Source organism: Burkholderia sp. WP9 (assembly GCF_900104795.1).
GTDB lineage: Bacteria > Pseudomonadota > Gammaproteobacteria > Burkholderiales > Burkholderiaceae > Paraburkholderia.
In genome coordinates, this window is sequence record NZ_FNTG01000001.1 from 1,939,858 (window position 1) to 1,962,259 (window position 22,402).

The window sequence follows — 22,402 nt, forward strand, 5'->3', positions numbered from 1 at the left end:
CCACCCTATTCGCTCATTGTCAGATGAAACTGCATCAACTCAGCACATTAGCGGCGATTGCCGATACTGGAAGTATCCGGGCCGCCGCCCGTTCGCTCGACCTGTCGCCCGCCGCCGTGACCAAGGCCATGCGTGAACTGGAAGCCGATCTACAGGCGCCGCTGGTGGTGCGCAGCGCAAGCGGCGTCGCGTTTACCGAGTTCGGCCGCGCGCTGGTCGTGCATGCGCGCGTGGTGCTCGGGCAATTGCAGCGGGCGCAAGCCGAGATCGAAGCGCTACGCGGCGCCGCCGCGGGCAAGCTGTCGATCGGCGTCACGCCGTGGGTCGCGCTGACGTTTCTGCCGCCTACCGTGCAGCGGTTCCGCCAGCGCATGCCGGAAGTGCAACTGGAATTCTTCGAAGGCTTGCTCGCGGTCGTGCAGCCGCGTCTGCGCGATGGCAGCCTCGATTTTTCGATTGGTCGGCCGCCGCCCGCGTCGCCGCAATCGGAGTTTCACAATGTGCCGCTGTTCTCCACGCATTCGGCCGTGGTCGCGCGGCGCGATCATCCGAAAGCCGGTTGCCGCACGCTGCTCGAACTGGAAGACGCGGAGTGGGTATTGAACTGGGACCCGGCAAGCCGCGAGTCGATCTCGGACAATGTGTTCCGCAAGCGCGGCATGCAGGTGCCGCACACCATTCATCTGGCGCACTCGCTGGCGGTCGTGCTGGGTTTGCTCGCGCACACGGACATGCTCAGCATTTTTCCGTGGCCGCTCGTTGAAGTGACGCTCGCGAAGGAGCAGTTGTGGGCGCTGCCGCTGCGAGAGACGGTGGACGAAACCATCGTCAGCATCACGTCACGCCGCGGCGCGCCGACGAGTCCGGCGGCCGCGTGCTTTCTCGAATGCCTGCGTGAAGTCATCGACGAAGGCGCGCGCTCGCAAGATGCCGAGCAGCGCCGGTTGTTTCATTCGATCGAATTGCTGCTTTAGTCGCGGCATGCGTGGGAGCATGCCGCTGCGCACACTCAAGCGCCGTAACCGACCACGCCCTTGATCTCCAGGAAGTCTTCCAGACCGAACTCGCCGTACTCGCGGCCATTGCCCGATTGCTTGAAGCCGCCGAACGGCGCGTCGGGATTGTAGTCCGCGTAGTTCAGATAGATCGTGCCGGTGCGCAGGCGCTTCGCCACCGCGCGGGCGTGCTCGAGCGAGCCGGATTGCACGTAGCCGGCGAGACCGTAGAGGCTGTCGTTGGCCATCGCGATGGCTTCATCTTCGGAGTCGTATGCGAGGATCGACAGGACGGGTCCGAAAATTTCCTCACGCGCGATCGTCATCTCCGGCGTGACCTTGCCGAATACCGTCGGCCGCACGAAGTAGCCGTCCTTCAATCCTTCCGGACGGCCCAAGCCGCCGGCCACCAGCGTGGCGCCCTCTTCCATGCCCACGCCGATCAGCCGCTGGATCTTGTCGAACTGCTGCTCGCTGATCACCGGCCCGAGATCCGTATCCGCCGCATTGGCAGGACCGACGCGCAGCGCTTCGGCGGCCTCTTTCGCATAGGCCAGCGCTTCGGCTTCATGCGCACGCGGCACGAACATGCGCGTGGGCGCATCGCACGATTGGCCGCTGTTGTCGAAACAGGCACGCGTGCCACGCATGACGGCTTCTTTCAGATCGGCGTCTTCGAGAATCAGGTTGGCCGATTTGCCGCCCAGCTCCTGATGCACGCGCTTGACCGTATCCGCCGCGGCCTTCGCGACCAGCACGCCCGCGCGCGTCGAACCGGTGAACGACATCATGTCGATGTCAGGATGCGACGACATCGCTTCGCCCACAGTGCGGCCCTCGCCGTTCACGAGGTTGAACACGCCGGACGGCACGCCCGCTTCGTCAAGGATCTCGGCGAAGATGATCCCCGACAGCGGCGCCAGTTCCGACGGCTTGAGCACCATCGTGCAGCCTGCCGCGAGCGCGGGCGCAACCTTGGTGGTGATCTGCAAAGCCGGCCAGTTCCACGGCGTGATCAGCCCGCACACACCCACGGCTTCCTTGCGGATCAGAATGCCGTTTTTCAGAGACTCGAACTCGAACGTGTCGAGCGTGCGGATCATCGTTTCCAGATGCGCGACGCCGGTCCACGCCTGCGCGTCGTTCGCGTACTGGAGCGGCGCGCCCATCTCGCGGCTGATCGCATGCACCATGTCGTCGTAGCGCTTGCGATAGACGTCGAGGATCGCTTGCAGCAGATCGATGCGCTCCGCGATCGTCGTTTCGCTATAGGCGGGAAACGCGCGCTTCGCGGCCGCGACGGCGCGATCGACATCCGCCGCGCTGCCGAGTGAGATCTGCGCGAACGCGGTGGCGGTGGACGGATCGATAACGTCGAGCGTGGCCGCGTTGGCCTGCTCGATCGACCCGAGCGGTTCGACCCATTGACCGTCGATATAGAACTGCTTGGCGTGTTGCATGAGGCTTGTCCTTTACGTGAATGTTTCAGGTCAGACAGGGGGCCAATCGCACCCGCGGCGGCGTCACCCGCTTTACATCGACGCCGCTCAATCTGAATGTCTTCAAATCGAAATTCATCGCTACGCAGCTTTGGCTCAGACTCCGGCTTCGAATCCATTTTTCGCATCGACTCAACGATAGCGACATCGATCCAATCCACCAGGAGAGACACATGAGCACCAACACTTTCACCCGCATCGACGCTAAAGGCCCAGGCGCATCCGGCCTGAACCCGGCCCTGCACGATCCGGCCGACGTCATTCTGGAAGGCGCCAGGGCACCGCACGCCCTCAATGCTTACTCCGACGCCACCAACATGTTGTCCGCCGGCGTGTGGCAATGCGATGCGGGCACGCTGAAGCTGGCCGACCTGCCGATCCACGAAGTCTGCGTGCTGATCGAAGGCGAAGTCGTGATCACCAGCGACGACGGCCGCAGCGAACGCTATGCAGCCGGCGACGCCTTCATCCTGCACAAAGGCTTCTCGGGCACGTGGCACATGCCGGTGGCGACCAAGAAGTACAGCATCGTGTACTGCGGTTGATTCACACTGCATCGCTGCATTGCTTCGTTGCTTCACCTGCAACCGCACCCGTTAAGGTGCGGTTTTTTTATTTCGGCGGCAACACAAAAAAACGCGTCCGCCACCACTGCGCGGACGCCATGGGCTACATCGGAAAACCCAGCGCCTTGATCGAATTGATCCACAAACGCCGCCAGCCGCCGCGATCGTCCGCGCCGTCGAACGCATTGAAAGTGATCTTCGCGGCGATCCAGCGCACGGGTTCCGGCGGTATATACGACGGCCCCTTGCGCGAGATGTCGAGCGACGTGATCACCGTATCGCGATGCCATAGCATGTCGAGCCCCATCTTCGCGCCGAAGCGGCTGCCCGCCACGCCGAAGCCCGTATAACCAGCGACGAACACGCTCTTGCCGCCGTGATAGCGGCGCGCGAACACGGCTCCGCGCGAGCAGTAGTCGATCGGGCCGCCCCATGCATGCGTGAAACGCACGTCGTCGAGTTGCGGGAAGGTGCGGTAGAACGCTTCGGCGAGTTTGTAATAGGTGCTTTCGTCGCGATCGGCTGCGGGATTCGGGTCGCCGCCGAAGTGATAGCTCACCCGGCCGCCAAAGATGATGCGATTGTCTTGGGTGAGCCGGAAATAATTGAGCTGCGTGCGCGTGTCGTAAATGCCCTGGCGATTCTTCCAGCCGATGCGCGCCATCTGTTCTTCGCTCAACGGCGCGGTCGCGATGATGTGATCGCGCACCTGCATCACCCGGCGCTTGATGTCCGTCACGCCGACGTCCGCGGTGCCGGTGCCGAGCAGCACGCGCGGCGTTTCGATGCGGCCCGCCTGCGTGTGCACGATCATCGTCGCGCCGCGGTCTTCGAGGCGCGTGAGCGGCGAATGTTCATGCAGGCGCACGCCGAGTTTCAGCGCCGCGCCCTTCAGCCCCCACGCGAGCTTGGCCGGATAAATCGTGCCGCTGCGGTTGCGTGACCACATCGCACCCGCGAAGAGCGGCGAATCGAGCTGCTCGCGCGCGCCTTTACTGTCGAGCAACACCACGTCATGTCCATGCGCGACGTGCAGTTCGTAGTCGCCCTTCAGGTGACCCAGGTGGCCCGGGTCGACCGCGACGGTCATCTCGCCGTTCCATTCGACATCCGCTTCAATGCCGTAGCGCGTCAACGACGCCTTGAAGCCGTCGAGATTGTCCTGCCCCAGCTTTTCGAGCACGTCGAGGTCTTGCGGAAAGACCCGTGTCGCATTCGGCAGACCGTGCATCACCGAAGTCGAGATAATGCCGCCCGGACGGCCCGAAGCGCCGTAAGCCACCTTGCCCGCCTCGATCAGCACGACGTCGAGCGACGGGTCGGCTTCTTTCGCCTGAATCGCGGCCCATAAACCGGTAAAGCCGCCGCCCACCACGACCAGATCCGCGCAAGTCGGACCGATCAGTTCCCGTTCGACAGCCGGCGCGCGCGGATTGTCCAGCCAGAACGGAAATAGCTTTACCCCTTCAAACGCGCGCTTTAATGACTCGCTCATGCTGTTTGCCTGCCTGATTTGAAAACCATTACTCGTACCGCACGATTCTGCACGCATCGGCGCGCGCTTCAACCTGCGTCCTGCGTGTCCAGCACCGCTTCTTCACGTTCCGCACGCGTGGCGCGCTGCGCTTTCGCCTGCCCTTGCGCGGCTGCTTTGAGCCGGCTCGCCGGGACCACCGGATGCACGTTCATATTGCGCTGCGAACCCGCACGCAACCAGCGTCGGCCTTGCGGACCGTACACGCCGTCCGGCTCCGGGAAACACTGCAGCAACGTGAGGTAGAGCGTGCAGGCCAGCGTCAGCGAAACCGGCATGCTGATGTCGAGGCCGCCGGCGAGCTGCCCGAGCGGGCCCACGAACTGATCCGGCAGATTGACGAAGCACAGGCCGATCACCGCGCTCGGAATCCACGCGCCCATCGCGCGCCAGTTCCAGCCGTGCGTGAACCAGTAGTGGCCGCCACGACCGCCGCGATTGAACACCTGTAAATCGTCGGACAGGTAGAAGCCGCGCCGGGTCACGAAACCGATGATCATGATCATCATCCACGGGGAACTGCAGACGTTGATCAGCACCGAGAACGTCGACACGCTTTCCACCAGATTGAACGCGAAGCGGCCGAGAAAAATGAAGCCGATTGCGAGACTGCCGATCAGCAACGTGGCGCGCACACGGTTCAGGAATGTCGGAAACATGCTCGACATGTCGAGCCCGGTGCCGTACAGCGCCGTCGTGCCCGTCGACATGCCGCCGATGATCGCAATCAGGCACACCGGCAGAAAGAACCAGTTCGGCGAGATCGCCAGCAACCCGCCCACGTAGTTATTCGACGCGATGAAATCCGGCGCCTTGCCGGCGATGATCGTCGCCGTGGCGAGGCCGAAGAAGAACGGCACGAAGGTGGCGAGTTGCGCGAGCATCACGGCGAGAATCGTGTTCTTTTTCGGCGTGTCCCGCGGAATATAGCGGGCCCAGTCGCCGAGCGTCGAGGCGAACGACACGGGATTGCTCATCGCGACCAGCACGGCGCTCACGAACGCCGGCCAGAAACCCGCCGAACCGAGCGCGACCTTGCCGGCATACGCACTGTCGAACGGACCGGCGAACGCGGCGATACCGACCACGAACAGCAGGCTCGCGGCCCACACCGCAATCTTGTTGACCCACAGCATGAAGCGGAAACCGTAGATGCACACCGTCAGCACCAGCACCGCGAAAAGACCGTAAGCGAAGCTCAACGTCATCCCGTTGACCGGCAGGCCGAGCAGATGATTCGCGCCGCCCACCAGCGCATCGCCCGAACTCCACACCGCCAGCGAGAAGAACGCGACCGAGGTCAGCAACGCGAGAAACGAGCCGACGATCCGCCCATGAATGCCGAAATGCGCGCCGGAGGAAACCGGGTCACTGGTGCCGTTACGCGGACCGAACAGGCTCATTGGCGCGAGGATGCACGAACCGATCAATACGCCGATCAAGATGGAATAGACGCCCGCCTTGAACGACAGGCCGAGCAGCACTGGAAAGCTGCCGAGCACCGAGGTGGAAAAGGTATTGCAGCCGCCGAACAGCAAGCCGAACAGATCGATCGGCCGCGCATATCGCGAGCGATCCGGAATGCGTTCGAAACCAAATGTTTCGACTTGAGTGATGCTGTTGCTGCTCATTGTCTCCGACTCCTGTAACGGCCAGGTCAATCACAATGGCTCGCCACAAGGGTGCGGCGTCCACTTTTCTCAGATGTCTGGACGCCACTGTAAAGACAATCGCCACGGGCAAAAATATCGTCCACCCAACCTTTACTTCGATCGCCGGCGATGTAACGGAAAAGCCTTTTCCCATAAGGCTCTACGGGCACGCTGGAAGGTCGCCTCGCGACTCGCTACGCAGCACGGCCGGCGCAAACGTCGAAGCAAATAGCGAGAATCGATGCGTGTTACGCGCCGCCCGCCTGACGCGCCTGGCGGCGCTTTTTTGCCGCGGCGACGGTTGGCAGCGGCACCGGCACCGCGCCGGACATGCCGTGCTCGATCAAAAAATCGCGGAACAGACCGGCGACGTGCGGCAAGCGTTTGTCCGACATATGCATCACGTACCAGTCGCGTTCGATCGGATTGGCGGGCAGCGGCAGCAACGCGAGCAGGCCCGCCTGAAACTCCAGCGAACAGGCGTGCAGCGACAGGAACGCGATACCCAGGCCAGCCTCCACCAGTTGCTTGATCGCCTCGTTGCTCGACAACTCGGAGCCGATGTGCAGCTTGTGCCCGGCGAGGCGAAACAGATTCTCGACGGTCGAGCGCGTGCCCGAACCTCGCTCCCGCACGAAAAGATTCGCGCTTTGCAGGTCGTCGAGCGACAAACGTTTTTTCTTCATCAACGCGTGCGCGGGCGAGGCGACGAATGCCATTGGATGCCTCGCGAACGCGGTCGCCGCCGTGCGCAATTCGCGCGGCGCACTGCCCATCACCGCGAGATCGATCTCATGCGTAGCCAGCATGCGGATGATGTCGGCGCGATTGCCGACCTTGAACTGCACTTTCACTTGCGGACGCGCTTCGGTAAAACGCACGAGAAACGGCGGGATCAGATACTCGGCCGTGGTGATCGCGCCGATGCGCAGCGTGCCGCCCTGCTCGCCGTGCAACGCGGCCAGATCGTCCGCCGCGCCGTTCCACAGGTCGAGGATTTCCAGCGCATAGCGGGCGAGAATCTCGCCGGCCGCGGTCAACTGCACGCCACGTCCCACGCGCTGCAAGAGCGGCGCGCCCGCGGCCTCTTCCAGCAAACGCACCTGGAGCGAAACGGCCGGCTGCGTGAGCCGCAATTCCTCGGCCGCGCGCGACACGCTGCCGAGCTTCGCAACCGTATGCAAGGCCTTCAACTGACGAAACGTGGCGGCTTTTAACATAAGTGAAAACCTATATGTTCTTCATAAACATTAAATTGTGCTGCGGTTTCCGCCGATTTTATACTGGCCTCACAGATCAACCGGAAATCTTCGGTATCGCGCTCCACGCAGCGCCATCACCGGCCCGGCAGGAATAACGTTCGGAGGAAAGCGATCATGGTCGGAATCGATCAGCAGGCAAGCGCAACAACGCAGCGTGCGCAGCATATGCAACACGCGCAGCGGACGGACAACACGGTGGCGCATCGGATCGTCATCGTCGGTGGCGGCGTGGGCGGACTCGGGCTCGCCACGCGTCTGTGCGAATCGCTCGGGCGCGCCGGTCTCGCGCACATCGTGCTGGTCGACCGCTGGCCCACGCACTTCTGGAAGCCGCTGCTGCACGAAGCCGCTTCGGGCCAGCTCGATCCCGCCACGCATCAACTGCAATATGCGGTACAGGCGCAACGGCACGGCTTCGAATTCGAACAGGGCGAGCTCACTGCGCTCAATCGCGCGCAGCGTCATATCACCCTGAGCGCGCTGCGCGATGCCAACGGCCGCGAAATCCTGCCGTCACGGCAGATCGCCTTCGACACACTGGTGCTGGCCATGGGCAGCGTCACGCAGTATTTCGGCGTGCCCGGCGCCGCCGAACATGCATTGCCGCTCGAATCGGTCGCGCATGCCGAAGCCTTCCGCCGCAAGCTGCTCGACGCCTGCCTGCGCGCCAACCACGCACGCCGGGCACGGACCGCGCAAGCGGACACGCCGGTGTCGATCAACATCATCGGTGCTGGCGCGACCGGCGTCGAACTCGCCGCGGCGCTGCGCGACACGGTGCGCTTGCTGAATCGCTACAGCCCGTTTTCGCTCGATCCGGTGCGCGACTTTCGCATCCGCCTGATCGAAAGCAGCGGGCGCGTACTGCCCGCGCTGTCCGAAACGATTTCGGCGCGCGCGCAGCGGATGCTCGACAGCCTCGGCGTGGAAGTGTTGAGCGCGACACGTGTCACCGAAGTACGCGCCGACGCCGTGCTGACTGAAGGCGGTGCGCCGCTCGCCAGCGACATCGCGATCTGGACAGCGGGTATCGCGGGGCCGCCGGTATTGCGCACGCTCGACGGCATCGCGGTGAACCGCAACGCGCAGGTGAACGTGAATCGCACACTGCAGTGCACGAACGACGCGAACGTGTTTGGTCTGGGCGATTGCGCGGCCTGCCCCGCCGACAACCCAGGCGCGTTCCTCGCGCCGCGTGCGCAGGTCGCGCACCAGCAGGCGCTGTTTCTCTCGCGCGCATTGAAGTGCCGCGTGGCGGGTGAAGCGCTGCCGGAGTTCATCTATCGGGACGCCGGTACGCTGGTCGGCTTCGGGCGTGAAGGCGCGATTGGCAGCCTCAGCAGCAGCCTGCTGACGCAGCCGGTGTTCGTCGACGGTTGGCTCGCTACTGCCGTCTACAAGCTCATTTATCGGCGCCACGTCATGACGCTGACCGGTTTCGCACGTATGGCGCTCGACACGGCGAGCCACTGGCTGCGCAGACGCGTGCATCCGGTGATCCGTCTGCACTGAGCGAAACGAGGCGACTCACGGGTATCGTGAGTCGCCACCGGCCATCGTCCACCGACACCCCTTCACCGTGGCGCAATTCGGCGCCTACCGCGCAAGTCACTCTGCATCCCCGTGCAATCCTCCGTTCGACCGAGTCCTCGTGCTCGCTCCCACGCGGCTCGATAAACGCCAGACAACCATCCGCGTGTCATGCGGAAGCCACCATGCGCATCAAGTACCGCAACCGAAGATGCATGCGCGATATATGACGAAATTGTCATCTTGCTCTCATCTTGAAATCGAGCAGCAAATCGTACGATGAGGCCGTTTCACTTTCGACTCGTACCGTATGCGGCATTTTCAAAGAATGCGAAGCCTGACAATGCGCATCGCCCATTTCGGCGCGGGCTTCCCGGCGCAATGGGAACGGCTTCAGATCGAACGGCCGGTCTCGCTGGCGGCCGCCCTGGTTGTCATTGCGATCAGCTCCCTGGCGTTCTGGTGGAATCAGCCTGACGGCTTGTTCGACGGCGGCCAGCCGTCCTGCGCATCCTCGTCTGCATCCGCATCATTATCTGGGAAGCCGGGTGGCCAGGACGGCGCGTTGTTCACGCGCGGCCTGCTCTCGCTCGAAGTGTTTTCCGCCATGGCGCGCACGTCGCCCCGCCCGTCGAACCCTCTGCCCGCAGCAGATCAGAGCCTGGAGGCATCCCATGCCTCCCTGTCATGCAGTCCCGTCACGCGCATGGGCCGCTGAAAAGCGTCACCGGAGAAAACACCATGCGTATCCTGATCGTCGAAGACGAAATCAAAACCGGCACGTACCTGCGAAAGGGATTGACCGAGGCGGGCTTTACCGTCGACTGGGTGGAAGACGGCGTGACGGGCCAGCATCGCGCGCTGACGGAAGACTACGACCTGATCATCCTCGACGTCATGCTGCCCGGCCAGGACGGCTGGACGGTGCTGAAAAACCTGCGCCGCACGCATTCGACTTCGGTGCTGCTGCTCACCGCGCGAGACGAGGTGGACGACAAGGTGCGCGGCCTCGAAATGGGCGGCGACGACTATCTCGGCAAACCGTTCGACTTCGCCGAACTGCTGGCCCGTGTCCGCAGCATCCTGCGGCGCGGACAAGCCCGCGACGCCGCCTCGTTGCAAGTGTCGAATCTGGTGCTCGATCTGACGCGCCGCAAGGCCACGCGCCAGGGCGACACGATCCTGCTCACGGCCAAGGAATTTGCGTTGCTGTGGCTGCTGATGCGTCGTCAGGGAGAAATCCTGCCTCGCTCGACCATCGCCTCCCAGGTGTGGGACATGAACTTCGACAGCGACACGAACGTCGTGGACGCCGCGATCCGGCGCCTGCGCGCGAAAGTCGACGACCACTACGAACCGCGGTTGATCCACACCGTACGGGGCATGGGCTACGTACTGGAAGAGCGCTACACGTCCCTGCCATGATGCGAAGTCTATTCGCGGCAATGCGTCCGCGCGCGACAGCGCGGATCATGAAGCCGCCCGTGCGACTCCTGCCACGCACCTTGCGCGGCAGGCTGTCGATCCTGTTCGCCCTGTCGACCTCGGCAGTGCTGGTTTTCAACGGCCTGTTGCTGTACCACGGCCTGAAAACGCGCCTCGAAGCGACGTCGGGTCACGAGATGGCCACCACCCTCGCCACGCTGCAAACGCGCCTGCGCACCATGCCCGATCTCGCGACGGTCAGCGCCGATCGTGCGACCTGGCACAACCAGTTGCACGGTCACAAGAACCTCGATATCGCATTGTTCGACACGCGCAGCGCACCGCTCATCCGCACCAGTGGCTATTGGCCGAATGCGGAAACGATGACCGTGCGCGCCGGCGCCGCCCCCGTACCCGTGTCAGCGAGGACACAGCCGCTGCGCTTTCTGGTGGCGACGGCGCCGCTCGGCGACCTGTCCGGCACCGAGGTGCGCGTGGTCGTGCAATACGATGCGACTAGCGAACACGCGTTATTGCGTGCCTACGCGCTCAACGTGCTGTTTGTCATCGCGACCGGGACGCTTGTGAATGCGCTGCTCGCGTGGTCGATTGCCCGTTTGGGCCTGCGGCCGCTAGCCTGTTTGACGGCGCGTGCCGAACGGATTTCCAGCAGCCATCTTGCGCGGCCGTTGCCCGAGCACGACATGCCGGGTGAACTGAAGGAGTTGAGCCGCGCCTTCAACCGGATGCTGGCCCGCCTGCACGAGTCCTTCACGCGCCTCACGCAGTTTTCTTCGGATCTTGCGCACGACATGCGCACTCCGCTCACCAACTTGCTGGCCGAAGCCCAGGTAGCGCTATCGCAACCGCGTTCCGCGGATGAATATCGCGGCGTGATCGAATCGAGCGTGGACGAATTCCAGCGTCTCGCACGTCTGATCGACAGCATGTTGTTTCTCGCCCGCGCGGATAGCGGTCACCACCGGCTGGCGCTGCAGTCTGTCGACGCGCGCAGCGAGGCGATGCGGATCGCCGGCTACTACGAAACCATGGCTGCGGATGCCGGCGTCGAGATCGTCGTATCGGGCGATGCACACTTTCAAGGCGATGTGCCGCTGGCACAACGGGCGCTGAGTAATCTGATTTCAAACGCGCTGAGCCACGCGCCGCGCGGCAGTGTTGTCAACGTGCAGTGCGACGAGCGCCGGCGCTATGCTCTGCTGTCGGTGTCGGATAGCGGGGCGGGTATCGCCAGCCCGCATCTGGAGCGGATCTTCGACCGGTTCTACCGGGTCGATCCATCGCGCCATAACTCGGCGAGCGGCACAGGTCTCGGACTTGCCATCGTCAAGTCGATCATGGACGAACATCAAGGCGAATGCAGCGTGGAAAGCGTGGCGCATGTGCGCACCACCTTCAGTCTGCGCTTTCCGAAGCACCCGCCTTATCCCCCTCATCCCCCTCATCCGCCTGGTATTTGAGCGAAACGCAGGTCGGCTTGCGTCGGCGATTCGCCGCGAGTCGGGTTACGCCGGGCGGACTTTCAGTCCAGAAACTCTGCCGCCCGCTTGCGCAGCACCACGCCGAAGTCGTCGAGCCAACCGATCGACAAACGCCAGCTCTGCCAGTACAGGTCGACATCGATCGGCTTGCCGGGCGCCATTTCCACCAGTTCGCCGTTGGCCAGATGCGGGGCGATCATGCGCTCGGGGCACATGCCCCAGCCGAGGCCCGTCACGCAGGCGCGCAAGAAACCGGCGACATGCGGAATCCAGTGCAACGGCGGATCGAGTTCCGCGCGCGTGATGCGGCGCATGAAGCGCTTTTGCAACTGGTCCTTGGGATTGAAGTCGACGCACGGCGTGTGGCGCAAGCTCTCGCGCGTCACGCCGCCTGCAAAGTGACGTGCGAGAAAGTCCGGTGAACAGACCGCCAGATAACGCATCCGCCCAAGACGCGTGGAGCGGCAACCTTGCACCGGCTCGGCTTGCGTGGTGACCGCGCCTTGCACGCTGCCGTCGCGAATCCGCTCCGCTGTATGGTCCTGATCGTCGATTACCAGATCGAGCAACATCTCCCGCTCTACGCAAAATTGCGCGACCGCATCGATAAACCAGGTGCCGACGCTGTCGTCGTTGACGGCCACGCGCAGCGCCGGCCATGGTTCGACCAGCGCGCCGGGCAGCGCCGGCAGGCGGCCGGTCAACTCCGCTTCCAGCAATTGCACGCGTTCGGTGTGCCGGCACAGCAGCGCGCCCGAAGTGGTCGCGACGCAGGGCTGGCCGCGTTTCACCAGCACGCTGCCCACGCGCTCTTCGAGCAGCTTGACCCGCTGCGACACCGCGGACGGCGTCACGTTCAGTTCGCTGGCGGCGCGGTCGAACGAGCCGTGACGCACCACGGCGGCCAGCGCGTCGAGCAACGCATAGTCGAGCATTAGCGTTCCTTAATCGGCGTTAAGTAAATTAGCTTCTCTTATTCCAAGCGAACCCGCAGACTAGCCCCGTTCGCTTCTCCCGTCTACTGGATCGATTATGAACTGGTTGTCTTTTTCCCATGGCGCCGCTTTGTGCGCATCCCTGATCGTCACCATCGGCGCGCAAAACGCTTTCGTATTGCGTCAGGGCATCATGCGTTCGCACGTCGGCAAGATCGTCGCGCTGTGCGCGCTGTCGGACTTCATTCTGATCGGCGCGGGCGTCGGCGGCGCATCTGTGCTGGTCGAGCGTTATCCGGTGTTCGTGCACGCCATGCTGTATGTCGGGCTCGCCTATCTGGCGTGGTTCGGAGTCAACGCGTTGCGCCGCGCGGTGCGGCCGGAACACGCGGTGCTGGAAAGCGACAGCGGTGGCGCGGCACCCGTGCAGCGCGCCGTACCGATCATTCTGATGACGCTCGCCTTCACGTGGCTCAATCCGCACGTGTATCTCGACACGTTCCTGCTGATCGGCACGGCCGGCGCACGCGAACCCGAAGGCGCGCGGGTTGCCTTCGCGCTGGGCGCGATGGCGGTCAGCGGAATCTGGTTCATCGGGCTGGGTTACGGCGCGCGCGCCCTCGCGCCGCTCTTCAAGCGGGCGACGGCCTGGCGTGTGCTGGATGGCGCGATCGGCAGCATGGTGTTGCTGCTCGCGGTGACGCAACTGCGGTAAAGGCCGGGTTACCCGTGACTGTCGATCCAGGCGCGCGCCCATTCCAAACCTGCGCGTTGCGCTTCTTCTTCAGTATCGAAGTGGGCGAGAATGCCCGACGCCTCGATCAGCTTGCCGGCTTGCGTAATGGTTCCGCTCGCTCCATACCGCTCGGGCTGCAATATGCCCTCCTGCTGCAGGATGGCATGCCCCCAGACGGTGTAGCCGTGATAAGTCTCGGATTCCATTAGCGCATGACCTCAGCCGTAGCACCGCGGGAATCCACACGCAATACATTGCCCTCCGGCGTTATCTGCCGTGGAATCTCGGTCATGTCCGGTACGTGCACGGGCACGTTTTCTCGCGTATCCGCCTTCGCGGCGAGCTTCGTAACTGCTGCCGGCGCTGCCGGCGAACGCCGCGCATGCACCGCCACGGCATGCGGACCAACGTGTCTGCCCGCTGCCGGCTTGCGTGCTCCAGCCGGGCGGTGCGGCATGCTCGCTCGCGCTTCTGGCGGGTTCCAGATCTCGACGTAGTGCTCCGCGGCGATTCCCGTCGAAGCCACCGTGAGCAGCATTGCGCCCAAGCCGAAAATTCGAAACATGATCTCTCCGTATGCTCTTTCGCGCGGTTCACGCCCGGCGTGAAGAATATCGCGAAATAGTACCTGCTCGCCGTGACGAAACGCACTGCGAGCTACTGTACATCCATACAGGTATTTGCGCAATCGGATGAGTGTGCGAACTTTTCAAGCTTGTGAAAAACGCGTCCGGATCAGATGGGTTTGTCGCTCGCCGGTTTGCCGAAACGGGTCGGCGCTTTCTCGCCGTCTTTTTCGAAGTCGCTATAGGTCCAGTCGAATTTCGCGGTCGACGTCGCGAGCGAACGGCTCACTCCAATACCGTATTCGGTCAGATACGTACGACGCGTCTTGTTCTGGATGATGCCGTCCTTGGTGTCCTCGCAGTCGAAGTCGATCGCCTTGCCGGTAAGCGTGGCATTGACCTGCGAAGCCGGATAGTAGTGGCCCGTGTGACAGCGCGACACGGTCGTGCGGAAGTTGGTGATCTGCACCGTCGTGCCGACCTTGAAGGTTGTCGCGTACGTCGTATCTTCCTTCGGCGCATCGAACGCGAACTGGTTGTTGTCGCTGTCATGCACGACGAACGGAATGAACGCCATTGTCTGCGAGTAGGAAGCCGTCTCCTGTTTCAGGCTGTACACGTTCAGGTACGAAAGGCTGAACGTCGCGCCGCTCGGTACGTCGTTAGACGACGTCTCGAGCACCTGCTGGACCAAACCCGTGTCCTTGGCGTTGATCAGTGTGGCTTTGAAATCGCTCTTCATCGCGACGGCGCCGACGTGCCCTGACAGCGTGCCCGACATCGTCAGAATCTTGAACGGCAGCGTGTGCTCGCCTGGAGCGGGCAGTTTGTCGCGCACCCCGGAAGGCAACGATTCGATGCTGAAATGCGTTGCGAGATACCCCGGCTTGTCCCGGGCTATGTCCTTGACCGGCACGAACTGGGCGCACCCGGACAACAGGGCGATGGACGCCAATGACACGCCGGTCAGCGCGCTGGTCTTCTTGATCTGCATACTCTTTCAATCCCCTATCGACTTATCGCAACCCGAGTGTTCCCGTGCCCGTCGGCTAACGCGCCGCAAGATGGGCGTGCCGATCTGCATATCGGCGTCCGGGAATGAATCTTTAGCGCGTATTCGGTTCGAGCGCGAGGATTCAGAGAGTCGACGGACAAGCTATCCGACAACCCACGCCCACGCCGCCCGCAGGCGACGCGCGCGGTTTTCGAAGAGATAGGAGGCAATCAACGCCAGGAGACCGGAAATAGCACCCGTCACGATGTGCTCGACATACGGGATGCGGTAATGACTCGCGTGCGAATAAGCGTCGCCTATCGTCGTCAGGACGCCGACGACAAGCGCATTGCCGTATCGATGCGTGTAGAGCTTCGCCGCAGGTGTGAAGGTCAGGAGTACGGCGAGGAGTCCGGTGAGCAGACCAGTATGGAATGCAATTGCCCAGTGGGCAAAACTCATGACATTGCCCCAACTCCCTGGCATGCAGGTCATGCACGCGCTGGTCGGCTGCCAGAAACGCTGGATAAAGAGCCTGGCGCGGCGCTTCCACTCGGTTGACATGATGTTTCCCCACCGATGCCGTTGACATGGCCGACGCCGCCATGCGTTTCGTTGGAGCGGTGTCCAGACCGTTTAACCAGATTGCCGTCAACGTCATGGATGCATGAAATCCGCAAGCCGTCGAGGCCGGGCGAGAACGCCCGCATGGTCGAATACTACACCGCGACTGGACGGCCGGCGTTAGGTCCGGAACCGGAATCCGGCGCTTGCGTTTATCGCTGCGACTCTGCAGCCAATGGGGTTTGGCGACATGGGTTTGGCGACATGGGTTTGGCCACATGCGCTTGGCCACATTTCCTGCTTGGCGGAAAAACAGCCAGGCGCTAGCGCGTGGCTACGCGCAACCAGAATCCGCGCACCGTGCGGTCCGCAAAAAGCTAAAAACTCATTGCAAACCCGAGCGACACACCGTGCACGTTGTGTCCGAACACGTATCGCACCATCGCACGAGTGCGAGTGATGAAGATCGGATATTTGCTGCTATCGAGTTCCAGTCCGACGCCCAACGACGTGAGGTCGTTGAACCCCAGCACGCCGGCGCTGTCGCCAAAGTAGTGGGAATAAGCGGCTTCCAGCACATAGCGGATCGGCCGGTCCAATGCATGCCAGCCGGTAGGCGCGCGCCAGCGGGTCCACAGGCTCACTTGCTGCGCCATGGCCGAACCCTGAACGGCCTCCGACGAACCGCCGAAGCTGCGCAGGTAGATGTCGGTGGCACGCAATTCGGCATCGATTTCATAGTTCTCGCGGTAGTGCTCGTAGTCGAGCATGAGTGAGCCACCGTAGCCGTACGCGTCAAGCGAGCCGTTTTCGAGGAATTGCAGGTTGCGGTCAGTGACGTGATTGAAGATGGACTGCCCCACTTTCAGATCGCTTGAAACACGCCCGATCGTGCCATTCAGGATCGGACGGAACACCAGTTCATCCGTGATCCGGAAATCCCAGCCGATGCCCACCGTGCCGCTGAACGTGTTCCATCTTGTCGGCACCGCACGCTGCTCGGCGCCATTCGTAGCGATAAAGATAGGATCGTAACGACTGTAGGCGAGCGTGCCCTCCAGGTACAACGGGACGGATTTGCTGATGGTGAAACCGCCGCCAAACTGCGTCTGACCGAAACCTGGATTGCCGGTAGTGCCGCTATTGACCGACAGGTTACTGGTCGTAACGTCCGGGACCGTTGTGTAGGTCATGATCGCGAGCACGGCGTTGGCATGTTGCTTCACATCGCCGCCGACCACGGTATTGCGCGTCGATTGGCCCGGCCCGGCCTGTGCATTCGACAGACAGGGCAACAGGGTGAAGGCCAGGGCGGCGCACGCCGATGACGCGCCGCACGACCAATGCATCCGGAGCGCGGGCATGGTCAAACGACCTCGTCATTTGTCTGCGCGACTGCAAGCTGCCACACAGCGTACCGAACGCACATGACCCACTCCTGTCGATCTGATCGCTTTGTTTGTCTTCCACGAGACTGGCATTGCGTGCCAGTACAACACTTCCGGACAACCGATCTGGCGCGTGACGACCGCTCCACCTTTCGCGGCACTTCGAGTGGATTACATTGAGAGCCGCCCAATTGTATCGTTGATACGCGGCGATACTTTTCGGCGAAGTTCTACTGTAGTCGGTGAAGATGGTTGAGCGACAGCGGTGACTGCCGATCTGCGATCGGCGGAAACAGTCAAACTACTTCGTTCTCTCGCCACGAGATAGTGGCAGGGGCCATTTTCAAACTGTATGGACCGCCGGTGCCGGCCTTCGAGTTCAGCCATCGCTTCACGGTCTGCCCGTGGCATGGGCTTGCAGCGGACCCTCATTGGTATCGAATGACTGCGGTCCGTGGCGCCTTGCCAGAAGAATGCTGGGCGCTTTGTTCTGGTGGCGCTTCAACACTATCTTCTGGAGCCGGCCAGACTTCGTCCTCCTGAAGACCCGTCCGAGTCATTCAGATGCGATCCACCTCCCTCCCGTTACAAACCCTCTTCGGCCGATCGTCGAGGACGATCATGAGACCGACCGCGACCTTTAAAAACAGCGCTCCTTCAGCCAATGAGATCGGCGCCTGTCGTAAGAACAATTTTTCCGAAGTGTGTACCGGAATCGATCAGCTCGTGAGCGCCGCGAGCGTCGGCAAGCGCAAAAGTCTGGTAGACAACCGGCTTGATCATGCCGCTCTCGATGAGCGGCCAGACCTGCCGCTCCAGTTCATTGATGATGGTCGCCTTGTCCGCGGACGTGCGTGATCGCAAAGTCGAGCCCATATGCGTCAGACGCTTCGTCAACATCGGCACGAGGTTGAGATCCTTCGCCGGTCCTTTGATCACGCCTACCTGGAGGATCCGCCCATCCATCGCCGCGGCGTCATAATTTCTGGCCACGTAGTCACCGGCAATGATGTCGAGGATCACGTCGGCGCCTCGTCCGTCGGTAGACTGCTTCGTTTCGGCGACGAAATCGTCTTCGTGATAATTGATCGCGACGTCCGCACCCAGCGCCAGGCTAGCCTCCCGATGCGCCTCGGAACCCACCGTCGTGATGATTTTCGCAGCGCCGAATGCCTTCGCCAGCATGGTCGCCGTGGTGCCGATACCGGACGCACCGCCATGGATCAGCACCGATTCCCCGGCAACCAGCTTGCCGCGCTGGAACAGGTTCAGCCATACCGTCATAAACGTTTCCGGCATCGCCCCCGCTTCCACCAACGTCAGGCCTTTGGGAATGTGCATCGTGTTGCAGGCGTGCGCGACCGCGTATTCTGCATAGCCACCACCGGGAATCAATGCACACACCAGTTCGCCGATCTGGAATTGGGACACGTCGGAGCCAACGGCAACCACCTGACCTGCCACTTCCAGCCCTGGAATGTCCGAAGCGCCGGCGGGCGGATCATAAAGCCCTTTGCGCTGGAAAACGTCTGGGCCGTTCACGGCCGCCGCGTGGATGCGAATCAGAACCTGATCGGAGGCCGGCATCGGAACCGGGCGCGTAGTGGGCACGAGGACCTCAGGACCTCCGGGCTGTTTGATCTCGATGGCCGTCATCGACGACGGTACGCGAAAAGTTGAAGCAGACATGGATACCACCCCTTCTATGGATGAGGCTCGTTTAATCCGGGAGGATCAGTGAACGAGGACACTTGAAATCAGTATAGGCCTCGACATTGATGAATTCGCGCAGCATTATTCACATGGAGAGATGCAAATTTGCATCAGGAGAGCGACACGATGAACTGGGATGACGCGCGAGTGTTTCTCGCGGTGGAGCGCGAAAAAACGCTCCGTGGAGCGGCGAGGACACTCAATCTCGATCAGGCCACGGTCGGCAGACGGATTGCGGCACTGGAGCACGCCCTACGTGCAACGCTCTTCCTGCGTACCTCTGAGGGTTACGCGTTGACCGCCGCAGGGGAGGCCGCGCTGAAATCGGCGGAGAAAATGGAGCACTCCGCACACGAACTCGTCAGACGAACGCAAGGCACGGATACGCGCCTTGCGGGGGACGTAAGAGTCACCAGCACCGACTCGATCGCGCTCGAATTCCTGTTGCCCGCCATCGAACGCCTGCATGCCGCGCATCCCGAAGTGCGCGTCCTGCTCGACACGTCGACGCGCATGGCGAATCTGGCAAAGCGTGAAGCGGATATCGCGGTCCGCTCAGTCAGGCCGGATAATCCCGATCTTGTTGCGCGGCGCCTCGCTCGCTGGCCGATGGCGCTCTTTGCATCGAACGCTTATCTGGAGCAGCACGGCAAGCCGGTTGCCGGCTCCGCATTCGCGGGCCACGATCTTGTCGTCTATCAGGGAAGCTGGACCGGTAGTCGCTCACCGACGCTTGCTGGCGCTCTTGCTGGCGAACCGATACATGCCGGGCGCATTGTATCGACCTTCAATTCCAGCCTGATGCTGCGTACCGCGGTAAAGGCCGGCCTCGGCATCGGCGAGCTTCCGATACATCTGGCTGAACACGACGGCCTCGTCCAGCTATGGCCTGAACCCGCACGTGGGGCGGTCTACGAAATCTGGCTCGTCACGCATCAGGACCTTCGGCATACCGCGCGCATCGCAGCGATGATTGACGGCATCGTCTCCGCATTCGAAGATCAGACAACCCACACGAGATAGCTATCCACGACCTGGCTCCGGCGTCGGCGTCGGCGTGTCGCGTTACGTGCCCGAGCGGCCATTTTATGCAAACCGTCAGCCCTTCAATGCACCACCGCGCAACACCGCGGCCGTCGCCGTTTGGCACGACAAAACTCCTTTAGCCGCGGCTCCTTCAAAATACTTTCGTAATTTCCGTCTTGCTTTCGGAAGGGCATCGCGCCGTGGGTCCAGCACCTTCCAGATGGTGCACACGTCATGAGTGCGTCGGAATCGTCGCCCACTTCCGCAGGTAGGAGAGAACGGCAATGAAGCGCTCAAATCGACGTGCCGCAATGATCACGGCCACCCTGGCAGCGTTGATGTCTGCAACGTATGGTCAGATCACTTTCGCCGCCACCGACGGCGAGCCCACTCACGAAGCAAGCTTAGAGACCACGACGGGGCACGACGCGGCGGCTCCCTGTAAAGCGCAGGCGAGCAATGCGAATTCCCCGCTCACCGTGCTCATCCAGCCTCCCGCAGGCGGGACGATGCGGCTCACGTATGTTCCGGCTGACGGCTGGAAGCTCGACGCCGCAGATGCGGCGCCCAAGGCGGCCAAGGGCCGGGTCACACCAGTGGGAACGTCGCGACGTGAAGATAACCGCGGTGCGAGCCAGCCGACGACCGTGTTTATCGACGGTCCAACCGGCTATACCTACATCTGGAGACAGGACCTGGGCTGGACGTTTGCCGGCCGGGTCACGGACCGGATTCAATGAGCGATGCGCAGGATAGAGACTTGATGGGCCACGCCGATGGGACAATCCGGCTAAAGTCTCGCCCTCAGCGGTAGGGCTACCGAGGAATACATATCGCACGAAACCCCGCTGCAATGCGGGGTTTTTCGATTTTGCGATGCGGCATTAGTGTCTGTGCCGGTGCAGCCAGCCCATGTGGTGCGAATCAAGCCAATGGGTCATTCCATCCGCAGGGTGATCACGCCTGTATCGTCGCGCAACCATCAACACAGCCGCCAACACGACCGCCAGGCCGACAACGAAGTAGATCATGGACTGAGTCATGGTAGCCTCCTTATCAGGTCGCGACCATCCTTATATTGTAGGTCAGTGATTACCGAAATGGAGTGCGGTGCAAGCGCACGATTTCACCGCTTGCATCAACACGCGAGCTTGCGTCGATACACGGCGTTGGCTGCCATTCGGAATTCCGACCGACCTCCACGGCACCGTGTGGTGCTCTGACGAAACATTGCTCATGCTCAAGAATCTCTGGTACGTCGTCGCCCCTTCCACGCAACTGACCGACGCGCTGATGCCGGTGCGACTGCTCGGCCAGCCTTTCGTCGCGTTTCGTGACGCTACAGGCCAGCCGCGCCTGCTCTCCGACATCTGCGTGCATCGCGGCGGCTCGCTGTCGGCGGGCGTCAAAGTCGGTGAGACAGTTCAATGTCCCTATCACGGCTGGCGCTTCGGTGGCGACGGCGTCTGCACCCACATCCCCGCGCAGCCCGACTTGCGGATTCCCGCCAAGGCACGTGTCGACGCGTATCCCGTGCAGGAACGCTTCGGCTGGATCTGGGCGTTCATCGGCGATCTGCCGGAACAAGAACGGCCGCCGCTGCCTGCGCTGGATTGGGTCGATGATCCCGCTGTGCGCGTCGTGCGCGGCCATTTCGACTGGGACGCCAGCTGGGACCGGGTGGTCGAAAACGGTCTGGACTTCGCACACGCGCCATTCGTTCACGGTTCGACGTTCGGCGACCCGGATCACCCGGAGATCGCCGCGTTCGACATTGAAAGCCACGAATGGAGCGCGATCGCGCGAATGACGATGCGCCGCCCGGTTCGCAGCGGCTGGCTGCGCCGCAAGCCGACCGGCGAACATGTCGAGGTCGCGACGACACCCGGCTTCCACCTGTCCGGACCGTGCGCAACGCTCGAACTGAAGCCGCGCGACGGCTGGACGATCCATATCGTCTCGGCACACGTCCCCGTCGACGCGAACCGCACGCGCACCTGGTGGATGATGGGTCGCACCTTCCTGCGCTCGCCGCTGTTCGACCGGAACACCATCGCGCGCAATCTGCGGATTTTCGAACAGGATCACGAAGTCCTGAAGCGCGTGCGTCCCGAGCGCGTGCCGGATACGTGGCAGCAGGAAGTGTCGGTCAAATCCGACGCCTTGCAGATCGCGTTTCGAAAGCGCGTGAAAGAACTCGAAGCGCGCGGCTGGCGGATCGACGAAGAACGGCTGGCGCGCGAGTACACGGGGCGCGTCGCGTGCGCGGTGCCCGGTCCGGCGCGCCGCGAGGTGGTCAGCTGGGCAATCGATGCGATTCCGTTGCGCCCCGCTTCATCGCGCGACGCGGATAGCCAGAACCGTCAAACAGAAACCGCCTGAAGGCGGGTGCGGCATTGAACGAATTTCGTGAGCCAAACCGAATCCGTTGACCGCGCGCCGTGCGTCAGTCGAAACGAAAAAGGCAACTGGGCTACAGGAGTTGCGGACACGCGCCATTTGGCAGAGAGTCGAA

Annotated in this window: 21 protein-coding genes; 10 read left to right on the forward strand and 11 right to left on the reverse strand. The window is 62.4% G+C overall.

Annotated elements, in window-relative coordinates:
- The first annotated feature begins 23 nt into the window (after nucleotides 1-23).
- A complete protein-coding gene (locus tag BLW71_RS08695; RefSeq protein ID WP_091795156.1) occupies nucleotides 24-974 on the forward strand; it encodes a LysR substrate-binding domain-containing protein in 951 nt (316 codons plus the stop codon).
- A 35-nt stretch (nucleotides 975-1,009) separates the two neighbouring features.
- On the opposite strand, the gene BLW71_RS08700 is transcribed toward BLW71_RS08695, so the two are convergent.
- Nucleotides 1,010-2,455 (reverse strand): aldehyde dehydrogenase family protein, encoded by a 1,446-nt coding sequence (locus BLW71_RS08700; protein WP_091795159.1) that lies wholly within the window; start codon nucleotides 2,453-2,455, stop codon nucleotides 1,010-1,012.
- 212 nt (nucleotides 2,456-2,667) lie between these two features.
- On the opposite strand from BLW71_RS08700, the gene BLW71_RS08705 reads away from it, so the two are divergent.
- On the forward strand, nucleotides 2,668-3,039 hold the full coding sequence (locus BLW71_RS08705; RefSeq protein ID WP_091800624.1) for a cupin domain-containing protein: 372 nt from the start codon (nucleotides 2,668-2,670) through the stop codon (nucleotides 3,037-3,039).
- A 124-nt stretch (nucleotides 3,040-3,163) separates the two neighbouring features.
- On the opposite strand, the gene BLW71_RS08710 is transcribed toward BLW71_RS08705, so the two are convergent.
- From BLW71_RS08710 to BLW71_RS08720, 3 genes are all read right to left on the reverse strand, one after another.
- Nucleotides 3,164-4,555 (reverse strand): NAD(P)/FAD-dependent oxidoreductase, encoded by a 1,392-nt coding sequence (locus tag BLW71_RS08710; RefSeq protein ID WP_091795162.1) that lies wholly within the window; start codon nucleotides 4,553-4,555, stop codon nucleotides 3,164-3,166.
- A gap of 68 nt (nucleotides 4,556-4,623) precedes the next feature.
- Nucleotides 4,624-6,225 (reverse strand): purine-cytosine permease family protein, encoded by a 1,602-nt coding sequence (locus BLW71_RS08715; protein ID WP_091795165.1) that lies wholly within the window; start codon nucleotides 6,223-6,225, stop codon nucleotides 4,624-4,626.
- Between the two features lie 269 nt (nucleotides 6,226-6,494).
- Nucleotides 6,495-7,466 carry a LysR family transcriptional regulator gene (locus tag BLW71_RS08720; protein ID WP_091795168.1) on the reverse strand — a complete coding sequence of 324 codons (972 nt, stop codon included), beginning with the start codon at nucleotides 7,464-7,466 and terminating at the stop codon, nucleotides 6,495-6,497.
- A 207-nt stretch (nucleotides 7,467-7,673) separates the two neighbouring features.
- On the opposite strand from BLW71_RS08720, the gene BLW71_RS08725 reads away from it, so the two are divergent.
- The 4 genes from BLW71_RS08725 to BLW71_RS08740 all read left to right on the forward strand — a co-directional run bounded on the left by BLW71_RS08725 (nucleotide 7,674) and on the right by BLW71_RS08740 (nucleotide 11,944).
- Nucleotides 7,674-9,020, forward strand: coding sequence for an NAD(P)/FAD-dependent oxidoreductase (locus BLW71_RS08725; RefSeq protein ID WP_177205085.1), 1,347 nt, complete (start codon nucleotides 7,674-7,676; stop codon nucleotides 9,018-9,020).
- A 361-nt stretch (nucleotides 9,021-9,381) separates the two neighbouring features.
- Entirely contained in the window at nucleotides 9,382-9,756 is a 375-nt protein-coding gene (locus tag BLW71_RS08730; protein WP_091795174.1) for a hypothetical protein, read from the forward strand.
- Nucleotides 9,757-9,779: 23 nt separating this feature from the next.
- Nucleotides 9,780-10,463 carry a heavy metal response regulator transcription factor IrlR gene (irlR, locus tag BLW71_RS08735; RefSeq protein WP_091800626.1) on the forward strand — a complete coding sequence of 228 codons (684 nt, stop codon included), beginning with the start codon at nucleotides 9,780-9,782 and terminating at the stop codon, nucleotides 10,461-10,463.
- A 47-nt stretch (nucleotides 10,464-10,510) separates the two neighbouring features.
- A complete protein-coding gene (locus tag BLW71_RS08740; protein ID WP_091800629.1) occupies nucleotides 10,511-11,944 on the forward strand; it encodes a heavy metal sensor histidine kinase in 1,434 nt (477 codons plus the stop codon).
- Nucleotides 11,945-12,006: 62 nt separating this feature from the next.
- On the opposite strand, the gene BLW71_RS08745 is transcribed toward BLW71_RS08740, so the two are convergent.
- Nucleotides 12,007-12,900 carry a LysR family transcriptional regulator ArgP gene (locus BLW71_RS08745; RefSeq protein WP_091795178.1) on the reverse strand — a complete coding sequence of 298 codons (894 nt, stop codon included), beginning with the start codon at nucleotides 12,898-12,900 and terminating at the stop codon, nucleotides 12,007-12,009.
- 97 nt (nucleotides 12,901-12,997) lie between these two features.
- Between BLW71_RS08745 and BLW71_RS08750 the strand changes: the two genes are divergently transcribed.
- Nucleotides 12,998-13,615 (forward strand): LysE/ArgO family amino acid transporter, encoded by a 618-nt coding sequence (locus BLW71_RS08750; RefSeq protein WP_091795181.1) that lies wholly within the window; start codon nucleotides 12,998-13,000, stop codon nucleotides 13,613-13,615.
- Between the two features lie 8 nt (nucleotides 13,616-13,623).
- Here BLW71_RS08750 and BLW71_RS08755 read toward each other — a convergent pair whose 3' ends face one another.
- From BLW71_RS08755 to BLW71_RS08780, 6 genes are all read right to left on the reverse strand, one after another.
- A complete protein-coding gene (locus BLW71_RS08755; RefSeq protein ID WP_091795184.1) occupies nucleotides 13,624-13,842 on the reverse strand; it encodes a DUF6566 family protein in 219 nt (72 codons plus the stop codon).
- The gene (locus BLW71_RS08760; RefSeq protein WP_091795187.1) at nucleotides 13,842-14,201 is read right to left on the reverse strand and encodes a hypothetical protein; all 360 of its coding nucleotides are present in this window, start codon (nucleotides 14,199-14,201) and stop codon (nucleotides 13,842-13,844) included. Before BLW71_RS08760 ends, BLW71_RS08755 begins: the two co-directional genes overlap by 1 nt.
- 170 nt (nucleotides 14,202-14,371) lie before the next feature.
- Nucleotides 14,372-15,196, reverse strand: a complete 825-nt coding sequence (locus BLW71_RS08765) for a hypothetical protein (protein WP_091795190.1) — start codon at nucleotides 15,194-15,196, stop codon at nucleotides 14,372-14,374.
- Between the two features lie 162 nt (nucleotides 15,197-15,358).
- Entirely contained in the window at nucleotides 15,359-15,760 is a 402-nt protein-coding gene (locus BLW71_RS08770; protein WP_091795193.1) for a hypothetical protein, read from the reverse strand.
- 377 nt (nucleotides 15,761-16,137) lie between these two features.
- On the reverse strand, nucleotides 16,138-17,124 hold the full coding sequence (locus BLW71_RS08775; RefSeq protein ID WP_091795196.1) for an autotransporter domain-containing protein: 987 nt from the start codon (nucleotides 17,122-17,124) through the stop codon (nucleotides 16,138-16,140).
- 681 nt (nucleotides 17,125-17,805) lie between these two features.
- On the reverse strand, nucleotides 17,806-18,804 hold the full coding sequence (locus tag BLW71_RS08780) for an NAD(P)H-quinone oxidoreductase (protein WP_091800631.1): 999 nt from the start codon (nucleotides 18,802-18,804) through the stop codon (nucleotides 17,806-17,808).
- A 183-nt stretch (nucleotides 18,805-18,987) separates the two neighbouring features.
- On the opposite strand from BLW71_RS08780, the gene BLW71_RS08785 reads away from it, so the two are divergent.
- The 3 genes from BLW71_RS08785 to BLW71_RS08795 all read left to right on the forward strand — a co-directional run bounded on the left by BLW71_RS08785 (nucleotide 18,988) and on the right by BLW71_RS08795 (nucleotide 22,269).
- A complete protein-coding gene (locus BLW71_RS08785) occupies nucleotides 18,988-19,884 on the forward strand; it encodes a LysR family transcriptional regulator (RefSeq protein ID WP_091795198.1) in 897 nt (298 codons plus the stop codon).
- Nucleotides 19,885-20,171: 287 nt separating this feature from the next.
- The gene (locus BLW71_RS08790) at nucleotides 20,172-20,627 is read left to right on the forward strand and encodes a hypothetical protein (RefSeq protein WP_143048311.1); all 456 of its coding nucleotides are present in this window, start codon (nucleotides 20,172-20,174) and stop codon (nucleotides 20,625-20,627) included.
- A gap of 496 nt (nucleotides 20,628-21,123) precedes the next feature.
- Entirely contained in the window at nucleotides 21,124-22,269 is a 1,146-nt protein-coding gene (locus BLW71_RS08795) for an aromatic ring-hydroxylating dioxygenase subunit alpha (RefSeq protein ID WP_091800634.1), read from the forward strand.
- Nucleotides 22,270-22,402: the final 133 nt, after the last annotated feature.